We start from the raw sequence: 20152 nt of genomic DNA on the forward strand, positions 1-20152 counted from the left end.
TAATGCTGGCTCGCAAGCTTGCTCGGATCGTATTCGCTCTGCTGAAAGGGCAAAGCGAATACCAACCAAAAGCGGCTTGAGGGCTTCCCCTCAACCATAGAATCTCCCACGGGGGATTACGGTGCGCTTAGAAGCAACAGACAGGGTTGGACTGCAATCAGGGACGGCGCAGCGTCTTCTGCCTGAGGATATAAACCGTCACCAACACCGCACTGGTCAACATGAACCCCCGTGCCCACGGCAGCGGCACCAGGTAGCAGGACAACAGGATGCTCGCCCACATCAAGCCGATGGCGTAGACCTTGCCCTTGAGCGGGATGCCGTGGCCGCTGAGGTAGTCCTTGATCCACGGGCCGAGCCGGGGATGGTCCACCAGCCAGCGGTAGAAGCGGGGCGAGCTGCGGGCGAAGCAGGCGGCGGCCAGCAAGAGGAAGGGGGTGGTGGGCAGTACCGGCAGGAAGATCCCGATCACCCCCAACGCCACGCTCAGCCAGCCAATGGACAGCAGGACGTAGCGCAACATCAGGGGGCGGTTGCCTATGGGGTTGTCCATAGGCCGGTTCTTAGTGATGGCGAGGCTTGAGAATCGCCGGTTTCTCGTCCGGTGCGTTGCACAGCAGGTAGAGGGCGGTGAGGGCTTCCGGGATCTGCACGATCATGTCGTCCATCAGGTTCGGGTCGGCGGCGATGTCGGAAAACTCCGGTTGTTCGTCGAACAGGCCGGAACCGACCATGATCGGCAGGAGCATTTCGCTGACTTCTTCTTCGGCGGTTTCGAACCAGGCGGCTTCGCGCAGGAAGACACCTTCCATGAAACCGATGCACCAGCCACGCAGTTCCGAATCGTCCGGGTCGTCGCCCAGGTCCAGCTCGCACGGCAGTTCGAACTCCTCGTCCGAGGCCAGTTGACGGGCGATATGGGCCTTGAGGCCCACCAGCGTCGCTTCGATCTCGGTGCGCTGGGCTTCGTCCGTGTAATGCGGCTCTTCGGCGAACAGGGCGTCGATCCACTCCCGGTCCGGCACCTGCTCGGAACAGATCGAGAGGGCGGTCAGATAGCCATGAGCGGCCACGTAATCCAGCGCTTCGTCGTGCAGCTCATCGGCATCGAGGAAGACTTGCAGGCGGGTCAATTGCTCAGCGAAGGACATTGCGGGCTACCTTGGGGGAATAAACAATGCGGGAATTCTAGGCCTTCTTGAGCGCCCAGGCCAGCCGCGTGGCAGATTTGCCTCTTGAAGGAGCGAGGTGGCCGCGAATACAGCGGCGCCGCCGATCAATGTGGGAGCGAGCCTGCTCGCGAATACGTTGGCACAATCGACATGGGGATCGCCTGATACACCGCTTTCGCGAGCAGCTCGCTCACACAGGGGGGCACCGTGAGAAGGCGCGAGCACCTCTTGTCAGCATCGCCCTCTGGGACGAAGGCCTCGGGTATACTGCCGCGTTTTGTGATGCCCTGCGGTGTCCCACCGGTTCGAAACGCGCCCTTACGATTTGCCGGTGCAGCCTTTTCGATTCTGAACCAGCCTTGCAGGGATGTTTCGGTGATTTTTGGAGTTTCTATGCTCGAACAGGCTCAACGCGTCCTCAAGGACATCTTCGGCTACGACAGTTTTCGTGGCCGTCAGGGTGCCATTATTGAGCGCGTGGCCAGCGGTGGCGATGCCCTGGTGCTCATGCCCACCGGCGGCGGCAAGTCCTTGTGCTACCAGGTGCCGGCGCTGTTGCGCAACGGCCTGGCGGTGGTGGTTTCGCCGCTGATCGCCCTGATGGACGACCAGGTCGCCACCCTTGAGGAGCTGGGGGTTGCCGCTGCTTCGTTGAACTCTACCCTGAGCGCCGATCAGCAGCGGGAGCTGGCGGCGCGGATCAGGCGCGGCGAAGTGAAGATGTTGTACCTGGCCCCCGAACGCTTGGTGCAGCCGCGCATGCTGGCCTTCCTGCAGGGCCTGGAAATTGCCCTGTTCGCCATCGACGAAGCCCACTGCGTCTCCCAGTGGGGCCACGACTTCCGTCGCGAGTACCTGCAATTGGGACAACTGGCCGAACTGTTCCCGGACGTGCCGCGCATCGCCCTGACTGCCACCGCCGACAAGCGTACCCGCGAGGAAATCGTCGAGCGCCTGCACTTGCAGGACGCCGAGCGGTTCCTGTCCAGTTTCGACCGACCCAATATTTTCTACCGCATCGTGCCCAAGGAGCAGCCGCGCAAGCAGTTGCTGGCGTTCCTGGCCGAGCGTCGCAGCGATGCCGGAATCGTCTACTGCCTGTCGCGCAAAAAGGTCGATGAGGTGTCGGCGTTTCTCTGCGACCAGGGGTTTCCGGCGCTGCCATATCACGCGGGTCTGCCCAACGACCTTCGGGCCTATCACCAGAAGCGCTTTCTCAACGAAGAAGGCCTGATCATGGTTGCCACCGTGGCGTTCGGCATGGGCATCGACAAACCCAACGTGCGTTTCGTCGCGCACCTGGACTTGCCGAAGTCGCTGGAAGCCTATTACCAGGAAACCGGTCGAGCCGGTCGCGACGGCTTGCCGGCGGATGCCTGGATGGCCTACGGCCTGCAAGACGTGGTGATGCTCAAGCAGATGTTGCAGAACTCCGAAGGCGACGAACGCCACAAGCGCCTGGAGCAGCACAAGCTCGACGCCATGCTTTCGCTGTGTGAAGAAACCCGTTGCCGACGCCAGACCTTGCTGGCCTATTTCGATGAAGACATGCCCCAGCCGTGCGGGCATTGCGACAATTGCGTCGACGGCGTGGAAACCTGGGATGCCACCGAGCCGGCCCGCCAGGCACTGTCGACCATTTATCGCACCGGCCAGCGCTATGGCGTCGGTCACCTGGTGGACGTCCTGCTGGGCAAGGACAACGAAAAGGTCCGCAGCTTCGGCCATCAGCATCTGTCGGTGTTTGGCGTGGGCAAGGCCCGCTCCGAGAGCGAATGGCGTTCGTTGTTCAGGCAGCTAGTGGCGCGTGGCCTGGTGGACATCGATCTGGAGGGCTACGGTGGCCTGCGCCTGAGTGCAAGTTGCCGGCCGCTGCTCAAAGGCGAGGTCACCCTGGAATTGCGTCGTGACCTCAAGCCGGCAACGGCGGTCAAGAGCAGCAAGAGCCAGGCCAGCCAACTGGTACGTGGCGAGGAGCGCGATCAGTGGGAAGCCCTGCGCGCCTTGCGTCGCAAGCTGGCCGAAGAGCACGGCGTACCACCCTATGTCATTTTCCCCGACTCGACGTTGCTGGAAATGCTGCGCAGCCAACCCACCTCCCTCGCCGAAATGGCCCGGGTCAGTGGCGTGGGCGCCCGCAAGCTGGAGCGTTATGGCGAGGCATTCCTCCAGGTATTGGGCGGGGAGGCCGAGACGCCGAGATCGGTGGCCGATGTACGTCACGAACTTATCACTCTGGCCCGGGCCGGCATGACGCCGTTGCAGATTGCCGGGCAATTGCAATGCTCGGAAAAGAACGTCTACACGATGCTCGCCGAGGCCATTGGCATGCAGCAATTGTCCCTGGAACAGGCATTGGACCTGCCGGAGGAATTGCTGGGCGAGGTCCAGGACGCGTTTCTCGATGGCGAGGGCGAATTACCTTCCGTGTCGGAGGTTGCCGCGCTGTTCGTCGGGCGTGTGCCGGAAGGCGTCCTGTATTGCGTCAGGGCCGCCTTGCAGTCGGAATTCGAAGTCTGATCAATATGTTGCGTCCCTTTAACGATTCAGTACGGAGCGGGCCTTGCCTGAATCCGATACGCATGCTTAGCTGACTAATAATTAGTATTCCTCTATTTCAGATCTGATGAGTTTTTTATGTCGTTAACCGATCAACACCGTTTTGGCATGCAACTGGCGCAGATGTCCCGAGGTTGGCGTGCCGAGCTGGACCGGCGCCTGGCCGGGCTGGGCCTGTCCCAGGCGCGTTGGCTGGTGCTGTTGCACCTGGCCCGTTTCGAACACGCGCCGACCCAACGGGAGTTGGCCCAGAGCGTCGCCGTCGAGGGCCCGACCCTCGCGCGCCTGCTCGATAGCCTGGAAACCCAGGGGCTGGTGCAGCGCCAGGCCGTGGCCGAAGACCGTAGAGCCAAGAAAATCGTCCTTTGCGCGCCGGCCCGGCCGTTGATCGAGCAGATCGAAACCATTGCCACCCAGTTGCGCAAGGAACTGTTCGAAGGCGTCGACGAAGCAGACATGCGCGTGTGCATGCGCGTTCACGGCACAATCCTCGCCAATCTGGAAAAATCCTGAGGCATATCACGGCTGGCATGCCTTTGAGATTCGGCGGTTAGCGAACTATAACCAGTACTAAGCGTTCGTATTGGAAGCGTTCGAATCGAAAGGGATACCCATGCTTGAAAGTTTGCAGTCCACGTTGCGCAGTTGGGTCAACGTGTCGGTCGTCTTGGGTGCCTTGGGGTATTCGGCTTTGGCGTCTGCGCTGGGGCTGGGGGAGATCACGCTCCATTCCGCCCTGAACCAGCCGTTGCGCGCTGATATTGCCCTGGTCGACGTGGCCGGGCTGGAAGAGGGCGATCTGTCGGCCAGCCTGGCGAGCCCGGACGATTTCAGCCGTGCCGGCGTGGAACGGGTGTTTTTTCTCAGCAATCTACGCTTTACGCCGGTGCTGCGTGGCGAGCGCAGTTTTATCCGGGTGACCTCCAGCAAGCCGGTGGAGGAGCCGTTTCTCAATTTCCTGGTGCAGCTCAATCAGCCCAATGGACGTCTGCTGCGCGAATACACCGTACTGATCGACCCACCGGGCACGCCGGGCGTCGTGCCTGCCGACGATCCACTTGCCAACGTGTCCCGGTCTTCGGTGCCGACCCAGACAGCCCCTGCCATCAAGCCCCCCCCCGCCACACAAGGCAAACACTACACCGTCGCGCAGGGTGACAATCCCTGGCTCATTGCCAAACGCCTGCACGCTGCCGGCAGCGGCGGTTCGGTCAATGAGTTGATGCAGGGCATTCAGGCCCTCAACCCGGGCAGTGATCGGCTCTCTATCGGTCAACGCTTGTTATTGCCCGACTCGGCGGTACTGCCGTCCACCGCCGAAACAGCGGCTGGCGCTGCTGCCGCATCCGACGAACAACTGGCCGCCAGCGTGCTGCAAAACCAGCAGCAACAGAAAACCATCGACGAACTTCAAGCCAGGATTCAGGCCCAGGACGAAGAACTGGCCGGCCAACGCAAGCAGATCAGCGAGTTGCAGGCGAAGCTGGCCGAGGCCAGCCCAGCTCCCGAAACCGCGGCAGCACCGCCACCGGTGCCATCGGCAGGCGAGGCGGCGAATGACACAACGGCTGTCGAGCCACCGATGACAACGCCAGAAGCAGAGCCCGAAGGCTTCAGCGGGTTGTGGGGGGCGGCGCTGGCAGGCCTGTTGGGGTTGCTCGCGCTGTTGCTGTTCATGCGCCGTCGGCAACAGTCGCAGGCGGGCTCGGAGTCGATGAATGAGCGTCCCGAACCGCTGCTCGACGACGATACCGAAAGCTTTGCATCGCCAGTCGACACGGGGCAGCCCGAGGCCGCGACTTCGTTCAATAACGGTGACACGCCTTTGGGGGATGTACTGGAAGGCGTCGGGATCTACCTCACCTATGGCCGCTTCAGCGAAGCAGCGGGACTGTTGCGGGCCGCGCTGCTGGCGGAACCGGAGCGCACGGACCTGGGCCTGAAGTTGCTGGAGGTGCTGGGCAAGCAGGGCGACGCCATCGGTTTTCAGGCTCAGGAACATCATTTGGCGACCCAGGGCGTCGATGCCAGCCAGCTGGAGGACATTCGCGGGCGGTATCCGAAGGTTGCCGTGACCAGCGCACCCGAGGTGGTGTCAGCGCCGCCACCGCCACCGCTTCCTGAACCCGCACCTGAACCCGGCGACGAATTCGAGCTGGACCTGGACGCCCTGTCCATGGAAACCAGCTGGGACCTGGCCGATGGGCAGGGCTCCGTCGCTGGAAAAAACGCCGCTGCGTCACCCGCTGTCGAGGCTTCGGAGGGGCTGTCGCTTTCCGGTTTCGACGAGTCGGATCTGCAATGGAGCGCACCGCTGGAAACCGAATCGCTGGATGACGCCTTTCTTGATGGATTCGCCGACGAGGAACAGTCGCTTGAGTTGGAGCCGCTGCCCTCTGGGTCAGAGTCAATGTCCCTGGGTTCTCTGTCCCTGGAACCTCAGGCCACGGAGCATTCGGAGAAGCTGGAGCAGGCGCAGAACTGCATCGATGAGGGCGATTTGAAGACCGCCGTTACACTGCTTGAAGAACTGCTCAAGGACGGCGACGAGCCGCTCAAGCAGACCGCTCGGGTGCTGCTGGCCGGGATTCGCTGATACTTTGGGATCAAGGCTGGCTGGGTGCAGCTCTTCGCTGGCAAGCCCTGCCAGACGGCCAATCGCGCTCAGCCAGGCCCGTCAGAACGTTTGCCCCAAATTCAGGTACACCGCCTGCTCATCGTCGTCGTTGAAGCCCTAGCTGAAATTCAGTGGCCCCAGTGGCGTGTCGAAACCCAGGAAAATGCTGGCGGCGTTGATGTAGCCGCTGTCGAACGCGTTGTCGTTGTTCCAGGCCCGGCCCCGTTCCAGCGAGCCGCCGAAGTACAGTGGAAAATCCAGGGGCAGGTAGGCTCGTGGTGTCAGCCGGCGATAGTAAACGGCGCGCATCAGGCTCATGTTCTGCCCGGAAATCCCGTCTTCGCGGAAACCGGATAGCTGCCGTGCGCCGCCAAGCACGAAGCTGGAAGTCACCACCTCGGCCGTGTCGAGGGTGCGCCCGTAGCGCCCGCCGAGGATAAACGTGTTCGGGCCATTGCTCAGCGCCTTGTCCAGCTTCAGCTCCCACTGGCGGTAACGCTGGTCCGAGCCCAGGCCTGGATCGTACTGGCGCCAGGACAGGCCGACGTCTTCGCCTTCGTGGGGAAAATACACGTTGTCCAGGGAATCGAACGAGTACTTGAGCTCGTAGAAACCTTCGTTGAAGTCCTCGCTGGGCTGGTCGTGATCGCCGATGCGTACGTCCGCCTTGCCCCAGGCCTGGCCGACCCCGAAACGGATCTCGCCGCTGTTGCCGATCTGGCGGCCCAGGTTCAGGCCCAGTCCGTAACGTTCAACGCGATACTGCGCGATCGGGTCATTGTCCAGGATCGCGTCGACATTGCGGGATTCGAACTGCCCGTAAGGGGCAATGAAGTAACGCGAGCCTACGTCCAGCGGCTGATAGAACTCGCTGTACAATTCCTGCCTGTCGCCGATCTGCGCCCGGGTCAGCCATTCGGCGCCCAGGCGATTGATGCCGTTGACCCGATAGCTGGCACCGAGGTTGAAGGCGCTGTCACCGCGCATGTCGTCTGACAGGCTCAGCCCCAGTCGTAGATAGTCGGTGCCGGTGCGCTTGCCTCGGGCATTGATCACCAGGGTATTGTCCGCCCCCTTGTGGACCACGCGGTATTGCACCTGCTCGAAGTAATCCAGGCCGTACAGCGTGCCCATATCGGTTTGCAGGCGCCCCAGGTCCAGCGGCTCGCCGATCTGCTGGCGAATGTAATAGCGAATCACGTCATCGCCGACCTTCGAGTCGTTCTCCACGCGGATCGCCGTAATGACCGGTGTCCGTTCGCTGGGCGCGCGGGCTGCCATGAGTTGTGGATCGGCTGTCTCGGGAGGGCGCAGGTGTGCCAGGCGGGCATTGAGTATCCGGGTGGCGCGGTAACCTGCATCGATTATTTCCCGAGCCTGGCCGAAGTCGGCTGAGCCGACGCTCGCCAGGGCCGGTTGGATCAGCACGTCATCCTTTTTCAGCGTGGCCAGTTGTTCTTCCGAATTGCGCCGGGTCATCAGGGTGGTCGACTGGTTCAGGACGTCCAATACCGTGACCAGTTGCTTGCGGTTGCGCAGAGGGGTGCCGATGTCGACCACAATGGCCATGTCCACGCCCATTTCCCGCGCCACGTCCAGAGGGATGTTGTCGCTCATACCGCCGTCCACCAGCAGGCGGCCGTCCAGTTCCACCGGAGCGAACACCGCCGGGATCGACATGCTGGCGCGGATCACCTTGGGCAGGTGCCCCTTGCGGAATACGACCTTTTCGCCGCTGGCAATGTCGGTCGCGACGGCGCGGAACGGGATTGGCAGTTTGTCGAAGTCCCGGGTGTCGCTGGCGTGCGCCAGCAGGCTTTCGAGCAGCAGGGCCAGGTTTTGTCCCTGGATAACGCCCAATGGCAGGCCGAGGCTGCCGTCATCGCGAAAGCTCAGTTTTTGTTTCACCAGGAAGTCCCGATCGTCCTGCTTGCGCCGGAACGGCACGTCCTTGCGGGGTGGGGCGTCGGAGAGGGCCTGTTGCCAGTCGATGGCCAGGGCGAGTTTTTCCAGTTCGTCGATCTTGTAGCCGGAAGCGTAAAGCCCGCCGATCACAGCGCCCATGCTGGTACCTGCAATGGCGTCGATCCTGATGCCTTGCTCTTCCAGGGCCTTGAGCACACCGATATGGGCCAGGCCTCGCGCCGCACCGCCGGACAAAACCAGGCCAATCTTCGGACGCGAGGCGTCGACGGCGGATTCACTGGCATGGCCGAACAGGGGCATCAGTAGCAGGAGCAGGCAGGGCAGCAGACGGCGCATCGTCAATCTCGGGGCGTGGGGCAAAGGCGAGTATTATAGCGATGCCTTCAAACTCACGAGCCGACCTGCAATGACCGAGCAAAAACCGGAAGTCGTCATCACCTATTGCACTCAATGCCAGTGGCTACTGCGTGCGGCCTGGCTGGCCCAGGAACTGCTCAGCACGTTCGGCGACGATTTGGGCAAAGTCGCCCTGGTGCCCGGCACCGGCGGCGTGTTCCGCATCGATTGCGACGGCGTGCAGCTCTGGGAGCGCAAGGCTGATGGCGGATTCCCTGAGGCCAAGGTGCTCAAGCAGCGGGTGCGCGATCGGATCGATCCGGAGCGGGACCTGGGCCATAACGACCGGGTTCAGTGAGACGTCGCTTCGACGCTTGCCTGTGGTTTTTTCGAGCTGCCCAACTGACTCGACACCACGATCGCGATGATGATCAGCAGGCCGCCCAGCAGCATGCGCAAGGTCGGGGTCTCGCTGAACAACAGCCAGGCCATGGCGATGCCGTAGACCGGTTCCATGGCGAAGACCACGGCCGCGGTGCGGGCCTTGATCACCCCCAGGCTGGCAACGAACAGGCTGTGTGCCAGACCGGTGCAGAACACCCCGAGCAGGCCGATCCACAGCCAGTCGAGCGGGCGCACATCACTCAGTTGCGGCGCGGCCAGGGGCAACAGGCATAACCCGACCACAAGGTTCTGGCACAGCGCGGCCTGTACGGGCGGAACGCGACCGGAGCCGGCACGGTTGGTCAGCGAGAGCAGGGAAAACAGCAGGCCCGAACCCACCGCCCAAAGCAGGCCCGTGGTCGCCCCGCTGGCGAGGTCGAAATCCGGCGTGACCAGCACCAGGCCAATGCTCACCATCACCACCAGCAGGATTTCATTGGCGCGAATCCGTTCACGGAAAAACAACCCTTCGAGCAGTACCGTGAACGCTGGGAAACTGGCGAATCCCAGCGTGGCGACCGCCACGCCTGCAACTTTTACCGCAATGAAAAAACTGACCCAGTGCCCGGCCAGCAACAGCCCGCCCAGCAACAATCGCCGACTGTCTTGTGCGCGCAGTCGTTGCCAGCGGGTGCGACTGGCGAAGCGGGCGAAGAACGCCAGGGCCAGTACGGCAAATACCGCACGACCGAACACAATGACTGCCGGCGACGCGGCCGCGAGCTTGCCGAATACGCCAGTCAGGCCAAACATGAGAGCGCCAATGTGCAAGGCGCCAAGGGCGGTACGGGGCGTCATCACAATCCTTCCAGACAAAACGGTAACAGGCGGATCCCTGAGGGAGGCATTCACAAAAGCCCGGAACACCGCCGCCTCCTGTGGGAGCGAGCCTGCTCGCGATGGCGGCGGCATGATCGATATTGCATCTGGCTGATACACCGCGTTCGCGAGCAAGCCCGCTCCCACCGAAGCTTTCCCCGGTCAGTATTTAAACGTGGTCAAGAGCGGTGTGTCTGTCGCGATCCTGGCGATTTTTAGCGCCAGGCTAGCGCCGAAGCTTGCTCGGCGACACGCCGAATTCGCGCAGCACCGCGGCGGCAAAGGCGCTCTGGGAGCTGTAGCCGACCCGGTGGGCGACCTCTCCGATGGGCAGGTCCGTGTCGCGCAGCAACCCCACGGCCTTGTGCAGGCGACGGCTGCGGATGTACTCCATCGGCGTCTGGCCGCATTCAGCAACGAAGCGCGCATGCAGGCGGGCGCTGGACAGCCCGGCGACCTGGGCCAGGTCCGCCACTTGAAGCGGATAGGCCGCGTATTGGTCGATGTGAGCGTCGAGCGCGGCGTAGGGCAGGCGACGGCCTCCGGTCGTGGCGGGACGAGCACCATTGAGACTGGCCAGGAGCAGCACCGCCCCCTGTCGGGCAATCAACGGATCGTCCATCCGGCTACTTGCCAGCCAACAGACCAACTGGCTTTGCCCTGCGTCCAGGGGCAGACGGGCACCGCTGCCGAGCAACCGCCGGCTGGCGTCGGCGTGCTCCCCAAGGCACTGATCGATCCAGTCGTCGCCCGGCACGTCCATCACCAGGCAGCGGCTGCCGTGGGGGCTGTCACAGGCGTGGTGGGCTCCGGCCGGCACTACCACGAAACTCTGCCGGACCACCTGGCTGCCGCAACCTTCGATCTCGAAGTCCAGCGCACCGGACAACCCGAATACCAATTGTGCATGGTCATGGCTGTGGACGATCAGGTCCTGGCTGTATTGGCGTAGCGTGAGGATCGGTCTCATCGCGGTCTCCCGTGGCAGGCCGTCAGGATACACCCAGGGCGTGACGTAGCGCGCTGTCATGCAACGGACTTGTGTTTGTCATGGGGCATTAATCGCCGGCGTTCACATTGGTGGAAACGATAGAGGGGTTGCCCATGACCAGCGCCGAGCTCGCCAGACCCAGCCGCAAGCAGCGTGTTCGCACCCTGTGGATTTCCGACGTACACCTGGGTACCCGGGACTGCCAGGCCGAGCATCTGTCGCAGTTCCTCAAGGGCTATCACGCCGACAGGATCTATCTGGTCGGTGACATCATCGACGGTTGGAAGCTGCGTGGCGGCATGTACTGGCCCCAAGCTCACACGAACGTTATCCGACGCTTACTGACCATGAGCAAGCGCGGCACCGAGGTGATCTACGTCACCGGCAATCATGATGAGTTTCTGCGGCGCTATTCGAAGCTGATCCTGGGCAACATCCAGTTGGTGGACGAGGCGGTGCATGTCACCGCCGATGGCCGGCACCTGCTGGTGATCCACGGCGACCAGTTCGATGTCATCACCCGTTACCATCGCTGGTTGGCATTCCTCGGCGACTCGGCTTACGAACTGACCCTCACGCTGAACCGTTGGCTTAACCATTGGCGCGCCCGTTATGGCTACGGCTACTGGTCACTGTCGGCGTACCTCAAGCACAAGGTAAAGACCGCTGTCAGCTTTATCAGCGACTTCGAGGAGGCCATCGCCCACGAATGCGTGAAACGTGAGTTGCACGGCGTGGTGTGTGGCCATATTCACCATGCCGAGATTCGCAAGGTAGGAGAGGTGGAGTACCTCAACTGCGGTGATTGGGTCGAATCGTGCACGGCGTTGATCGAGCACTGGGATGGCTCGATCGAGCTGTACCGGTTGGCGGATGCCCAGGCGCGTGAAGCGCAGATCAAGGCCGAATTGAAGCTCTCCGAGCCTGCTTGAGTCCGATCGCGGGCAAGGCTTGCCCGCGATAGGCGCACCCCTGTCCCTTGCCTAGAAAGCCACCTTGCCCCGCAGCATGTCGCGGTACATCACAAAATCCCCCAACAGGCTGTAGAACGGATGCTGGAAGGTGGCCGGCCGGTTCTTTTCGAAGAAGAAATGCCCGATCCAGGCGAAGCCGTAGCCGGCCACCGGCAAGGCTATCAGCCACCACCAGACGGTTGCGACGAGCGCCAGGACGAAAATCAGGATGACCAGGGAGGTGCCGACGAAGTGCAGGCGTCGACAGGTGCTGTTGCTGTGTTCGCCGAGATAATAGGGATAAAACTCGGCAAAGCTGTTGAATCGTTCGCGCTTTTCCAAGACTGCTGGCTCTTTGGTTGTTGTTCTGTATCCAAGTCTAGGGCGAACGGTTGCGTTGGCCAGTGACAAAGAGCGCCACTTTAGTATCCTTCGCAAAACCGGCCGTAGCATACGGCTCGTCATGCGGGTGGAACGTATGAGCGAACGAACGACTTCTTCCAGCTGGGCGATGGGGATTGTCAAGGCGCTGGAAATGGACGGCCTGGATTGTCGCGCGCTGTTTGGGCAACTGGGGCTGGACTTTGACGCGTTGGACGATCCGGATGCCCGTTTCCCCCAGGATTCGATGACGCGACTCTGGCAGCGGGCGGTGGAGCTGTCGGGTAATCCGGCCATCGGCCTGAACATGGGCAAGGTGGTCCGCCCGGCGTCGTTCCATGTGGTGGGTTATGCCCTGATGTCCAGCCGCACGTTGATCGAAGGTTTCCAGCGGCTGGTGCGCTATCAGAGAATCATCGCCGAAAGCGCCGAGGTCAGTATTCGCCAGTTGGATGGCCATTACGGGCTGATCCTGACGGTGCACGGCGACCATATCCCGCCCACCCGGCAAAGTACCGAGGCCTCCCTGGCCTGTGCGCTGAGCCTGTGCAACTGGCTGACCGGACGCACCCTGCATCCGGTGAAAGTATTGCTCCAGGCCCCTGAACCCCTTGATCCGGCACCCTACCACCAGGCGTTCGCCGCGCCGCTGATATTCAATGCGCCATATGATGCGCTGGTCTTCGAGCGGGCAGATATGGAAGCGCCACTGCCGACGGCCAACGAGGCCATGGCGTTGCTTCACGACCGCTTTGCCGGCGAGTACCTGGCCCGTTTTTCGGGAAGCCGGGTGACCCACAAGGCGCGCCAGGCACTCTGCCGGCTGTTGCCCCAGGGCGAACCCAAGCGCGAGGTGGTGGCGCAGGCATTGCACTTGTCTCAAAGGACCTTGCAGCGACGGCTGCAGGAGGAGGGCACCAGCTTCCAGCATTTGCTCGACGACACCCGCCGCGAACTGGCTGAGCAGTACCTGACGCAACCGGACATGACCTTGCTGGAAATCGCCTATCTGTTGGGGTTTGCCGACCCGAGCAATTTTTTCCGCGCCTTCCGCCGCTGGTTCGATGCCACGCCCGGAGAATACCGGGCGACCAGGATGCTTAAACCGGTCAGTGACGCCAGAACGCCGGGATGCACAGCACGAACACCGTGATGATTTCCAGGCGACCCAGAAGCATGCCCGCCGACAGGATCCACTTGGCCGCATCCGGCAGCGGCGCGAAGTTGCCGGCCGGACCGATGGTTTCCCCCAGCCCCGGGCCGACGCCGGACACCGTACTGGCCGCCCCGGTCAGCGCGGTCATCCACTCCACGCCCAGCAAGGACAGCAGGAGGGCGATCACGCAGATGGTGATGGCAAAGAAGAACGAGAACGTAAGGATCGACCGCACGATTTCCTCGTCGAGGCGGTGACCGTTGTATTTTTGCTTGATCACCGCACGCGGGTGGATCAATTGCATGAGGTTGGCCCTGAGCAGGATATACGCGACCTGGAAGCGGAAAATCTTGATCCCGCCGGCCGTCGAACCCGAGCAACCGCCTACGAAGCCCAGGTAAAAGAACAGCATGAGCGAGAAGTTGCCCCAGAGGCTGTAGTCTCCCAGGGCGAATCCCGTGGTGGTGACGATGGATGTCACGTTCAGCGCCACGTGTCGCAGTGCGTCCAGCCAATGCAGGTCGGTGGTGGCCCAATACCAGGTGCCGAGGACCAGCCAGGTGACCAACAACACACCGATCAGACCCTGAACCTGCTGGTCCTTGATCAGCGCCCGACGATGGCCTCGCAGCATCGCGACATACAGGGCGAACGGCAGGCTGCCGAGGATCATGATGACGATAGCGACCCAGTGCACCGCCGGTTGGGCCCATTTGGCCAGGGACAGGTCCGAGGTGGAAAACCCGCCGGTGGAGATCGCCGACATCGAATGGTTGATGGCGTCGAACGGGCTCATTCCAGCCCACCAGAGCGCCAGGGTCCCGAATATGGTAATGCCGACGTAGGACGCCACGATCAGTCGCGCCACCATATGGGAGCGGGGCATGACTTTTTCAGAACGGTCCGACGATTCGGTCTGGAACAGCCGCATGCCACCGATACGCAGCAGCGGCAGGATCGCTACCGCCATACCGATGAAGCCGATACCGCCTAGCCAGTGCAGCAGCGAGCGCCACATGAGGATGCCGGGAGACATGGTGTCCAGGCCACTGAGGACCGTAGCGCCGGTGGCGGTGATTCCCGACATGCTTTCGAAGAACGAATCCGTATAACTGATGTGCTGGGTCAGCAGGAATGGCAGCGCCGCGAAGATGCACACCACCAGCCAACTGCTGACGGTCAGCAGGTACATGTCCCGGGGGCGCAGATGAATGTGTTCAGGGCGCCCGGGCAGCACCAGGGCCAGGCCGGCGACGAAGGTGATCATGCTCGACCAGAGAAATGATGGCAGGTCGCCCGTGCGCTCGAAGACCAGCAGGGTGGCCATGGGCACGACCATGAAGATCGCCAGGGTGATCAGGAAGATGCCGATGATGAAACCAATGATCCGTAGGGTCGGCAACGCCATGGAGTCCGCTCGGGCTGAAAGGGAAGGGCGCCATTCTACCTGCGACAGACTTCGTGTAAACCAGCTGCTCCGGGCGCTTGCGGCGAGCAGGAGCCTGACATCGGAATTTGCGCTGACGGACGAGCCGTGCAGCCACTAGAATAGTCGGACATTTTTTCCAGGGAGGTGCCTGATGCAGGCTCTCGACGTATTGCTCAACCGTGTTTCCGTTCCACGCCTGATGGAGCCGGCGCCCACGGCCGAACAACGGGAAGTGATGTTCGCTGCCGCGATGCGCGCTCCGGATCACGGCCAGTTGCGGCCATGGCGTTTCCTGACGGTCGAAGGGCAAGCGCGTTATCGCATGGGCGAACTGCTGGCCGAAGCGGCGCGCTTCAATGACCCGCTGGTGCCCGAGGCCGTGGTGGAAAAGGCCCTCAATGGCCCGTTGCGCGCACCGCTTGTCGTGGTGGTGATCGCTCGTCTGCAGGACCATTTCAAGGTGCCCAAGTCCGAGCAACTGCTGGCGGCGGGCTGCGCGGCGCACGCCATCCTGCTGGCGGCCTACGCCCAGGGCATCGGTGGGGTCTGGCGCACAGGTGAACTGGCCTATTCGTCCCACGTGGCCGAGGGGCTTGGCCTGGAGGTTGGCGAAGAGGTGATCGGTTTCCTCTACCTGGGCACGCCGCAGAAAGAAGCCCGGATCGCGCCGAAGGAGGATACGGCTCAATTCGTTGGTGAGTGGACGGGGGCATAGGTCCATCGGGACTGCCCTGTGGGGGCAAGCGTTGCTCCCACAGGTTGACCGCCGTTTGAGCTTTCGGGGTGGGTTATTTGCAGACGTCTGCAAGGGCCCCGGCCAGCAAGTCCAGGCGCGTGGCGTCGATGCCGGCCACGTTGGCCCGGCCTGTACCGACCATGTACACGCTGTGTCGCTCGCGCAGTTGCCTGACCTGTTCCGGATTCAAACCGGTGTAGGAAAACATCCCGCGTTGCACGCCGATATGGGCGAAGCGTTCTCGTAAGCCATGGGGCTCCAGCGCCTCCAGCAGTCCGTTGCGTAACTGTGCGATACGCAGCCGCATGTGCTCTACCTCATCGCTCCACCGGCTTTTAAGTGCTGCATCACCGAGGATGGTCGCCACCACCGCCGCGCCATGATCCGGTGGGGTCGACCACAGGTTGCGGGCGATATTCGCCAGTTGGCTGCGCACGTCCACCAGCTTGTCCGTATCGCGGGCGCAGACGATCAGCGCACCGGTACGGTCGCGGTACAGGCCGAAGTTCTTGGAGCAGGAGCTGGTGATCAATACTTCGGGCAAGGCATCGGCAAACAGCCGGACCGCCCAGGCATCCTGTTCCAGGCCATCGCCAAAGCCCTGATAGGCGAAGTCGATCAGCGGCAACAGTTCACGGCTGCGCACCACCTCCAATACCTGGCGCCATTGTTCATGGGACAGGTCGAAGCCGGTGGGGTTGTGGCAGCAGGCATGCAACAGGACTACATCACCGGTCGGCGCTTGCTTCAGGGTCGCCAGCATCGCCTCGAAATCCAGGCGGTTGTCGTTGCCCACGTAAGGGTAATGACGGGTCTTGACGCCGGCGGCTGCAAAAATGGTTTCGTGGATCGGCCACGTCGGATTGCTCAACCAGACACCACGGCCCGGCAGGCACTGGGCGATGAAATCGGCGCTCAGGCGCAAGGCCCCGGTGCCTCCAGGGGTCTGCGTGGCGCCAGCACGTTGTTGCGCGATCAGCGACGAGCCGGCGCCCAGCACCAGCGCGTTGATCAACTGGCCGAATGCAGCATCGCCATGACCACCGATGTAGGTCTTGGTGGTCTGACGATCCACCAGCCGCTGTTCGGCCAGCTTCACCGACTCCAGGATCGGCGTCAGGCCCTGGGCGTCCTTGTAGACGCCCACGCCCAAGTCGAACTTGCTCGGGTTGCTGTCCGCCCCGTAGGCCTCCATCAAGCCCAGGATCGGGTCGCCGGGCACCCGGCCGATGGCGTCGAAATGCATTACTTGCGGCCCTCGGCGGTTTTGGCCACGTCATCGGTGCGGGCGGCCATGATGAAATCGTTGCGGTGCAGGCCCTTGATGGAGTGGCTCCACCAGGTCACGGTGACTTTGCCCCATTCGGTGAGCAGGCCAGGGTGATGCCCTTCGGCCTCGGAAATCTCGCCGACGGCATTGGTGAACGCCAGGGCATGCTTGAAATTCTTGAACAGGAAGACTTTTTCCAGCTGCATCACGCCGTCGCGCACTTCGATGTTCCAGTCCGGAATCTGTTTGATCAGTACCGGCAGTTCTTCGTCGCTGACTTGCGGGGCGTCGGCGCGGCAGGCTTCGCAGTGGGCTTGGTTCAGAGTGTTCATGGTGTGTTCCTGGATCGAATAGTTGAAAGTGTCGATGCACCCACGCTAAAGCAAAGCCGTGCGGTGCAACAGACTCACTTGAGGTCGAAAAACGCCATTCAGGCGGCTTTCGGCGGAAATTTCGGTGCGTGCAGGCCCAGTTCCCGGCCGCGCTTGACCAGACTCATGATGTCTTCATGGGCCAGGTCGAACAGGCGCTTGAGCTCAGGCAGGACGAAGTACAACGGCTGCAGGATGTCGATGCGATACGGCGTGCGCATGGCTTCCAGCGGGTCGAAGGGCTGATGCTCCGGCTCATCGGACAGGCAATACACGGTTTCCTTGGGCGACGACAGGATGCCGCCACCGTAGATGCGCCGGCCCTGGGGAGTTTCCACCAGGCCAAACTCGATGGTCATCCAGTACAGGCGAGCCAGGTAGACGCGCTCTTCCTTGGATGCCTGCAGGCCGAGCTTGCCGTAGGTGTGGGTGAACTCGGCGAACCAGGGGTTGGTCAGCAGCGGACAGTGGCCAAATATCTCGTGGAAAATATCCGGTTCCTGCAAGTAGTCCAGTTCTTCACGGGTACGAATGAAAGTCGCCACCGGAAACTGCTTGCTGGCAAGCAATTCGAAGAATGTCTGGAAGGGGATCAGCGCGGGCACCCGGGCAACTTGCCAGCCCGTGGTCTCGCCCAGCACCTTGTTGATTTCCCCCAGTTGCGGAATGCGGTCGAGGGGAAGACCCAGCTTGTCGATGCCGTCCAGGTATTCCTGGCACGCACGGCCTTCGATGACTTTCAGCTGGCGGGTGATCAGCGTGTTCCACACCGCGTGTTCTTCGGCGGGGTAGTGGATAAAACCTTGCGCATCGGGCTCGCGGGCCACGTATTGCGTTTGCTTCATGCTGCTCTCCTGCTGTTTTTTCTCCGGCATTTCGAGCCGGGGAAAGCTGTTTGTTGTTATGTCCAGCGATGTATTAGAGATAACCCGAGGCAGGGGTGTTTGCAGCAGGGCGTCGTACGTGCATTCGGCGGAAGGAAGGTGAATTCGTAAAATTTTCGTTACGATTAACCTTGAGCGGGCGCTGTTGTCGAGATACTAGGCTGGGAATCGGCCTGAAACTGTCACATAATCTTGACGACTATTTGCGCGACGCAAGAAAAAGTCGCACCACAAAACCCTGTGGCGAGGGGATAAATCCCCTCGCCACAGGTGGTTGGCTTCAATGGCGCGTCTTTCCTCCTTCTATGCATCCGGACCCCTTTCATGCGCATCAAAGTCCATTGCCAGAACCGCATCGGCATCCTGCGGGATATCCTCAACCTGCTGGTGGAGTACGGGATCAACGTCGCCCGGGGCGAGGTTGGTGGCGAGCACGGCAACGCGATCTACCTGCACTGCCCGAACCTGATCAACATTCAATTCCAGGCGCTGCGACCGAAATTCGAGGGCATCGCCGGGGTATTCGGCGTCAAACGCGTAGGACTGATGCCCAGCGAGCGGCGGCACATGGAACTCAATGCCTTGCTCGGCGCCCTGGAGTTTCCGGTGCTGTCCATCGACATGGGCGGTTCCATCGTCGCGGCCAACCGGGCGGCCGCGCAGTTGCTCGGGGTGCGGGTGGATGAGGTGCCGGGGATTCCACTGTCCCGGTATGCCGAGGATTTCGACCTGCCGGAACTGGTGCGGGCCAATCAATCGCGCATCAACGGACTGCGGGTCAAGGTCAAGGGTGATGTGTTCCTGGCCGACATCGCTCCGCTGCAATCGGAGCATGACGACAGCGAGGCCATGGCCGGTGCGGTGCTGACCTTGCACCGCGCCGACCGGGTCGGTGAGCGTATCTATAACGTGCGCAAGCAGGAACTGCGGGGCTTCGACAGTATCTTCCAGAGTTCCAAGGTCATGGCAGCTGTAGTCCGCGAAGCCCGGCGGATGGCACCGCTGGATGCGCCGCTGCTGATAGAAGGCGAAACCGGCACCGGTAAGGAATTGCTGGCCAGGGCGTGCCATTTGGCGAGCCCTCGCGGGCAATCGCCGTTGATGGCACTCAACTGCGCGGGGTTACCGGAGTCGATGGCCGAGACCGAGCTGTTCGGCTACGGCCCCGGCGCCTTCGAAGGCGCACGGGCCGAAGGCAAGCTTGGGCTGCTGGAACTCACCGCCGGAGGGACCCTGTTTCTCGACGGGGTGGGGGAGATGAGCCCGCGCCTGCAAGTGAAGCTGCTGCGCTTCCTGCAAGACGGCTGCTTCCGACGGGTGGGCAGCGACGAGGAGGTGTATCTGGACGTGCGGGTGATCTGCGCGACCCAGGTGGATTTGTCCGAGCTCTGTGCCCGGGGAGAATTCCGCCAGGATCTGTATCACCGCTTGAATGTGCTGTCGTTGCACATTCCGCCGCTGCGTGAATGTCTCGATGGACTGGCGCCGCTGGTGGAGCACTTTCTCGACCAGGCCAGTCGGCAAATCGGTTGCCCGTTGCCGAAACTGGCCCCGGCGGCAATGGAACGACTCAGTCATTACCATTGGCCGGGCAACGTCCGGCAATTGGAAAACGTATTGTTCCAGGCCGTCTCACTGTGCGACGGCGGTACGGTGAAGGCCGAGCACATCCGTCTGCCGGACTACGGAGTGCGCCAACCCCTTGGGGACTTTTCCCTCGAAGGCGGGTTGGATGAGATCGTCGGGCGTTTCGAGAAGGCGGTGCTGGAACGCCTGTATTCCGAGCACCCCAGCAGCCGGCAGTTGGGCAAACGGTTAGGGGTTTCCCATACGACCATTGCCAATAAGTTGCGTGAGTATGAGGTCGGCAAAGAGCCTGGGATGTAATCCGTTATGTGTGGCGAGGGGATAAATCCCCTCGCCACAGGCACTTGCGAGTCTGCTCCACGGTAATCCTTTGCCATCCAGCGGCATGACACCGCCGGTTTTACGTCTTCCCCATCGCCGAAAAATTCCCTTCAACCCCCTCAACCCCTTTGTTTTCCGGGCTCTTGAGCGTCAGGAAATAACTTGGTCTGCAAATTGCTTAAGGCTCAGCAGTACAGCAG

18 protein-coding genes are annotated in these 20152 nt (G+C 62.0%); 8 read left to right on the top strand and 10 right to left on the bottom strand.

Features of this window, described 5'->3' with window-relative positions:
• Window positions 1-157: 157 nt before the first annotated feature.
• Both EGM97_RS12865 and EGM97_RS12870 read right to left on the bottom strand, forming a co-directional pair.
• Window positions 158-553: a YbaN family protein gene (locus tag EGM97_RS12865; RefSeq protein ID WP_238961897.1), complete on the bottom strand. Its 396-nt coding sequence runs from the start codon at window positions 551-553 to the stop codon at window positions 158-160.
• A 10-nt stretch (window positions 554-563) separates the two neighbouring features.
• Window positions 564-1151: a UPF0149 family protein gene (locus tag EGM97_RS12870; RefSeq protein ID WP_053154832.1), complete on the bottom strand. Its 588-nt coding sequence runs from the start codon at window positions 1149-1151 to the stop codon at window positions 564-566.
• 414 nt (window positions 1152-1565) lie between these two features.
• Here EGM97_RS12870 and recQ point away from each other — a divergent pair, with 414 nt between their 5' ends.
• The 3 genes from recQ (at window position 1566) to EGM97_RS12885 (ending at window position 6327) form a co-directional block, all read left to right on the top strand.
• Complete coding sequence (gene recQ, locus EGM97_RS12875) at window positions 1566-3692, top strand: DNA helicase RecQ (protein ID WP_238961898.1); 2127 nt, start codon at window positions 1566-1568, stop codon at window positions 3690-3692.
• 117 nt (window positions 3693-3809) lie between these two features.
• On the top strand, window positions 3810-4244 hold the full coding sequence (locus EGM97_RS12880; protein WP_053154838.1) for a MarR family transcriptional regulator: 435 nt from the start codon (window positions 3810-3812) through the stop codon (window positions 4242-4244).
• A gap of 100 nt (window positions 4245-4344) precedes the next feature.
• The gene (locus EGM97_RS12885; RefSeq protein WP_238961899.1) at window positions 4345-6327 is read left to right on the top strand and encodes a FimV/HubP family polar landmark protein; all 1983 of its coding nucleotides are present in this window, start codon (window positions 4345-4347) and stop codon (window positions 6325-6327) included.
• A gap of 138 nt (window positions 6328-6465) precedes the next feature.
• Here the strand turns inward: EGM97_RS12885 and EGM97_RS12890 are convergent, their stop codons facing one another.
• Entirely contained in the window at window positions 6466-8610 is a 2145-nt protein-coding gene (locus EGM97_RS12890; protein WP_238961900.1) for a patatin-like phospholipase family protein, read from the bottom strand.
• 70 nt (window positions 8611-8680) lie between these two features.
• Here EGM97_RS12890 and EGM97_RS12895 point away from each other — a divergent pair, with 70 nt between their 5' ends.
• Window positions 8681-8968, top strand: a complete 288-nt coding sequence (locus EGM97_RS12895; RefSeq protein WP_238961901.1) for an Rdx family protein — start codon at window positions 8681-8683, stop codon at window positions 8966-8968.
• Here the strand turns inward: EGM97_RS12895 and EGM97_RS12900 are convergent.
• Together EGM97_RS12900 and EGM97_RS12905 are read right to left on the bottom strand one after the other, a co-directional pair.
• Window positions 8962-9852 carry a DMT family transporter gene (locus EGM97_RS12900; protein WP_238961902.1) on the bottom strand — a complete coding sequence of 297 codons (891 nt, stop codon included), beginning with the start codon at window positions 9850-9852 and terminating at the stop codon, window positions 8962-8964. The two genes, EGM97_RS12895 and EGM97_RS12900, sit on opposite strands and share 7 nt — an antisense overlap.
• 247 nt (window positions 9853-10099) lie before the next feature.
• Window positions 10100-10843, bottom strand: coding sequence for a helix-turn-helix transcriptional regulator (locus EGM97_RS12905; RefSeq protein WP_238961903.1), 744 nt, complete (start codon window positions 10841-10843; stop codon window positions 10100-10102).
• A gap of 134 nt (window positions 10844-10977) precedes the next feature.
• On the opposite strand from EGM97_RS12905, the gene EGM97_RS12910 reads away from it, so the two are divergent.
• Window positions 10978-11796 carry a UDP-2,3-diacylglucosamine diphosphatase gene (locus EGM97_RS12910; protein ID WP_238961904.1) on the top strand — a complete coding sequence of 273 codons (819 nt, stop codon included), beginning with the start codon at window positions 10978-10980 and terminating at the stop codon, window positions 11794-11796.
• Between the two features lie 51 nt (window positions 11797-11847).
• Here EGM97_RS12910 and EGM97_RS12915 read toward each other — a convergent pair whose 3' ends face one another.
• The gene (locus EGM97_RS12915; RefSeq protein WP_238961905.1) at window positions 11848-12159 is read right to left on the bottom strand and encodes an Mpo1-like protein; all 312 of its coding nucleotides are present in this window, start codon (window positions 12157-12159) and stop codon (window positions 11848-11850) included.
• Between the two features lie 136 nt (window positions 12160-12295).
• Here EGM97_RS12915 and EGM97_RS12920 point away from each other — a divergent pair, with 136 nt between their 5' ends.
• The gene (locus EGM97_RS12920) at window positions 12296-13351 is read left to right on the top strand and encodes an AraC family transcriptional regulator (RefSeq protein WP_238961906.1); all 1056 of its coding nucleotides are present in this window, start codon (window positions 12296-12298) and stop codon (window positions 13349-13351) included.
• Here the strand turns inward: EGM97_RS12920 and EGM97_RS12925 are convergent.
• A complete protein-coding gene (locus EGM97_RS12925) occupies window positions 13308-14762 on the bottom strand; it encodes a TrkH family potassium uptake protein (RefSeq protein ID WP_238961907.1) in 1455 nt (484 codons plus the stop codon). The genes EGM97_RS12920 and EGM97_RS12925 overlap by 44 nt on opposite strands.
• 172 nt (window positions 14763-14934) lie before the next feature.
• On the opposite strand from EGM97_RS12925, the gene EGM97_RS12930 reads away from it, so the two are divergent.
• The gene (locus EGM97_RS12930; protein ID WP_238961908.1) at window positions 14935-15498 is read left to right on the top strand and encodes an NAD(P)H nitroreductase; all 564 of its coding nucleotides are present in this window, start codon (window positions 14935-14937) and stop codon (window positions 15496-15498) included.
• 73 nt (window positions 15499-15571) lie between these two features.
• Here EGM97_RS12930 and EGM97_RS12935 read toward each other — a convergent pair whose 3' ends face one another.
• From EGM97_RS12935 to phhA, 3 genes are all read right to left on the bottom strand, one after another.
• Complete coding sequence (locus EGM97_RS12935; RefSeq protein ID WP_238961909.1) at window positions 15572-16765, bottom strand: amino acid aminotransferase; 1194 nt, start codon at window positions 16763-16765, stop codon at window positions 15572-15574.
• Window positions 16765-17121, bottom strand: a complete 357-nt coding sequence (locus EGM97_RS12940; protein ID WP_003184087.1) for a 4a-hydroxytetrahydrobiopterin dehydratase — start codon at window positions 17119-17121, stop codon at window positions 16765-16767. Before EGM97_RS12940 ends, EGM97_RS12935 begins: the two co-directional genes overlap by 1 nt.
• Before the next feature lie 98 nt (window positions 17122-17219).
• On the bottom strand, window positions 17220-18035 hold the full coding sequence (phhA, locus tag EGM97_RS12945) for a phenylalanine 4-monooxygenase (protein WP_275300587.1): 816 nt from the start codon (window positions 18033-18035) through the stop codon (window positions 17220-17222).
• Window positions 18036-18368: 333 nt separating this feature from the next.
• Here phhA and EGM97_RS12950 point away from each other — a divergent pair, with 333 nt between their 5' ends.
• A complete protein-coding gene (locus EGM97_RS12950) occupies window positions 18369-19931 on the top strand; it encodes a sigma-54-dependent transcriptional regulator (RefSeq protein WP_238961911.1) in 1563 nt (520 codons plus the stop codon).
• Window positions 19932-20152: the final 221 nt, after the last annotated feature.

It is taken from the genome of Pseudomonas sp. AF32 (assembly GCF_022342325.2).
GTDB lineage: Bacteria > Pseudomonadota > Gammaproteobacteria > Pseudomonadales > Pseudomonadaceae > Aquipseudomonas > Aquipseudomonas uvaldensis.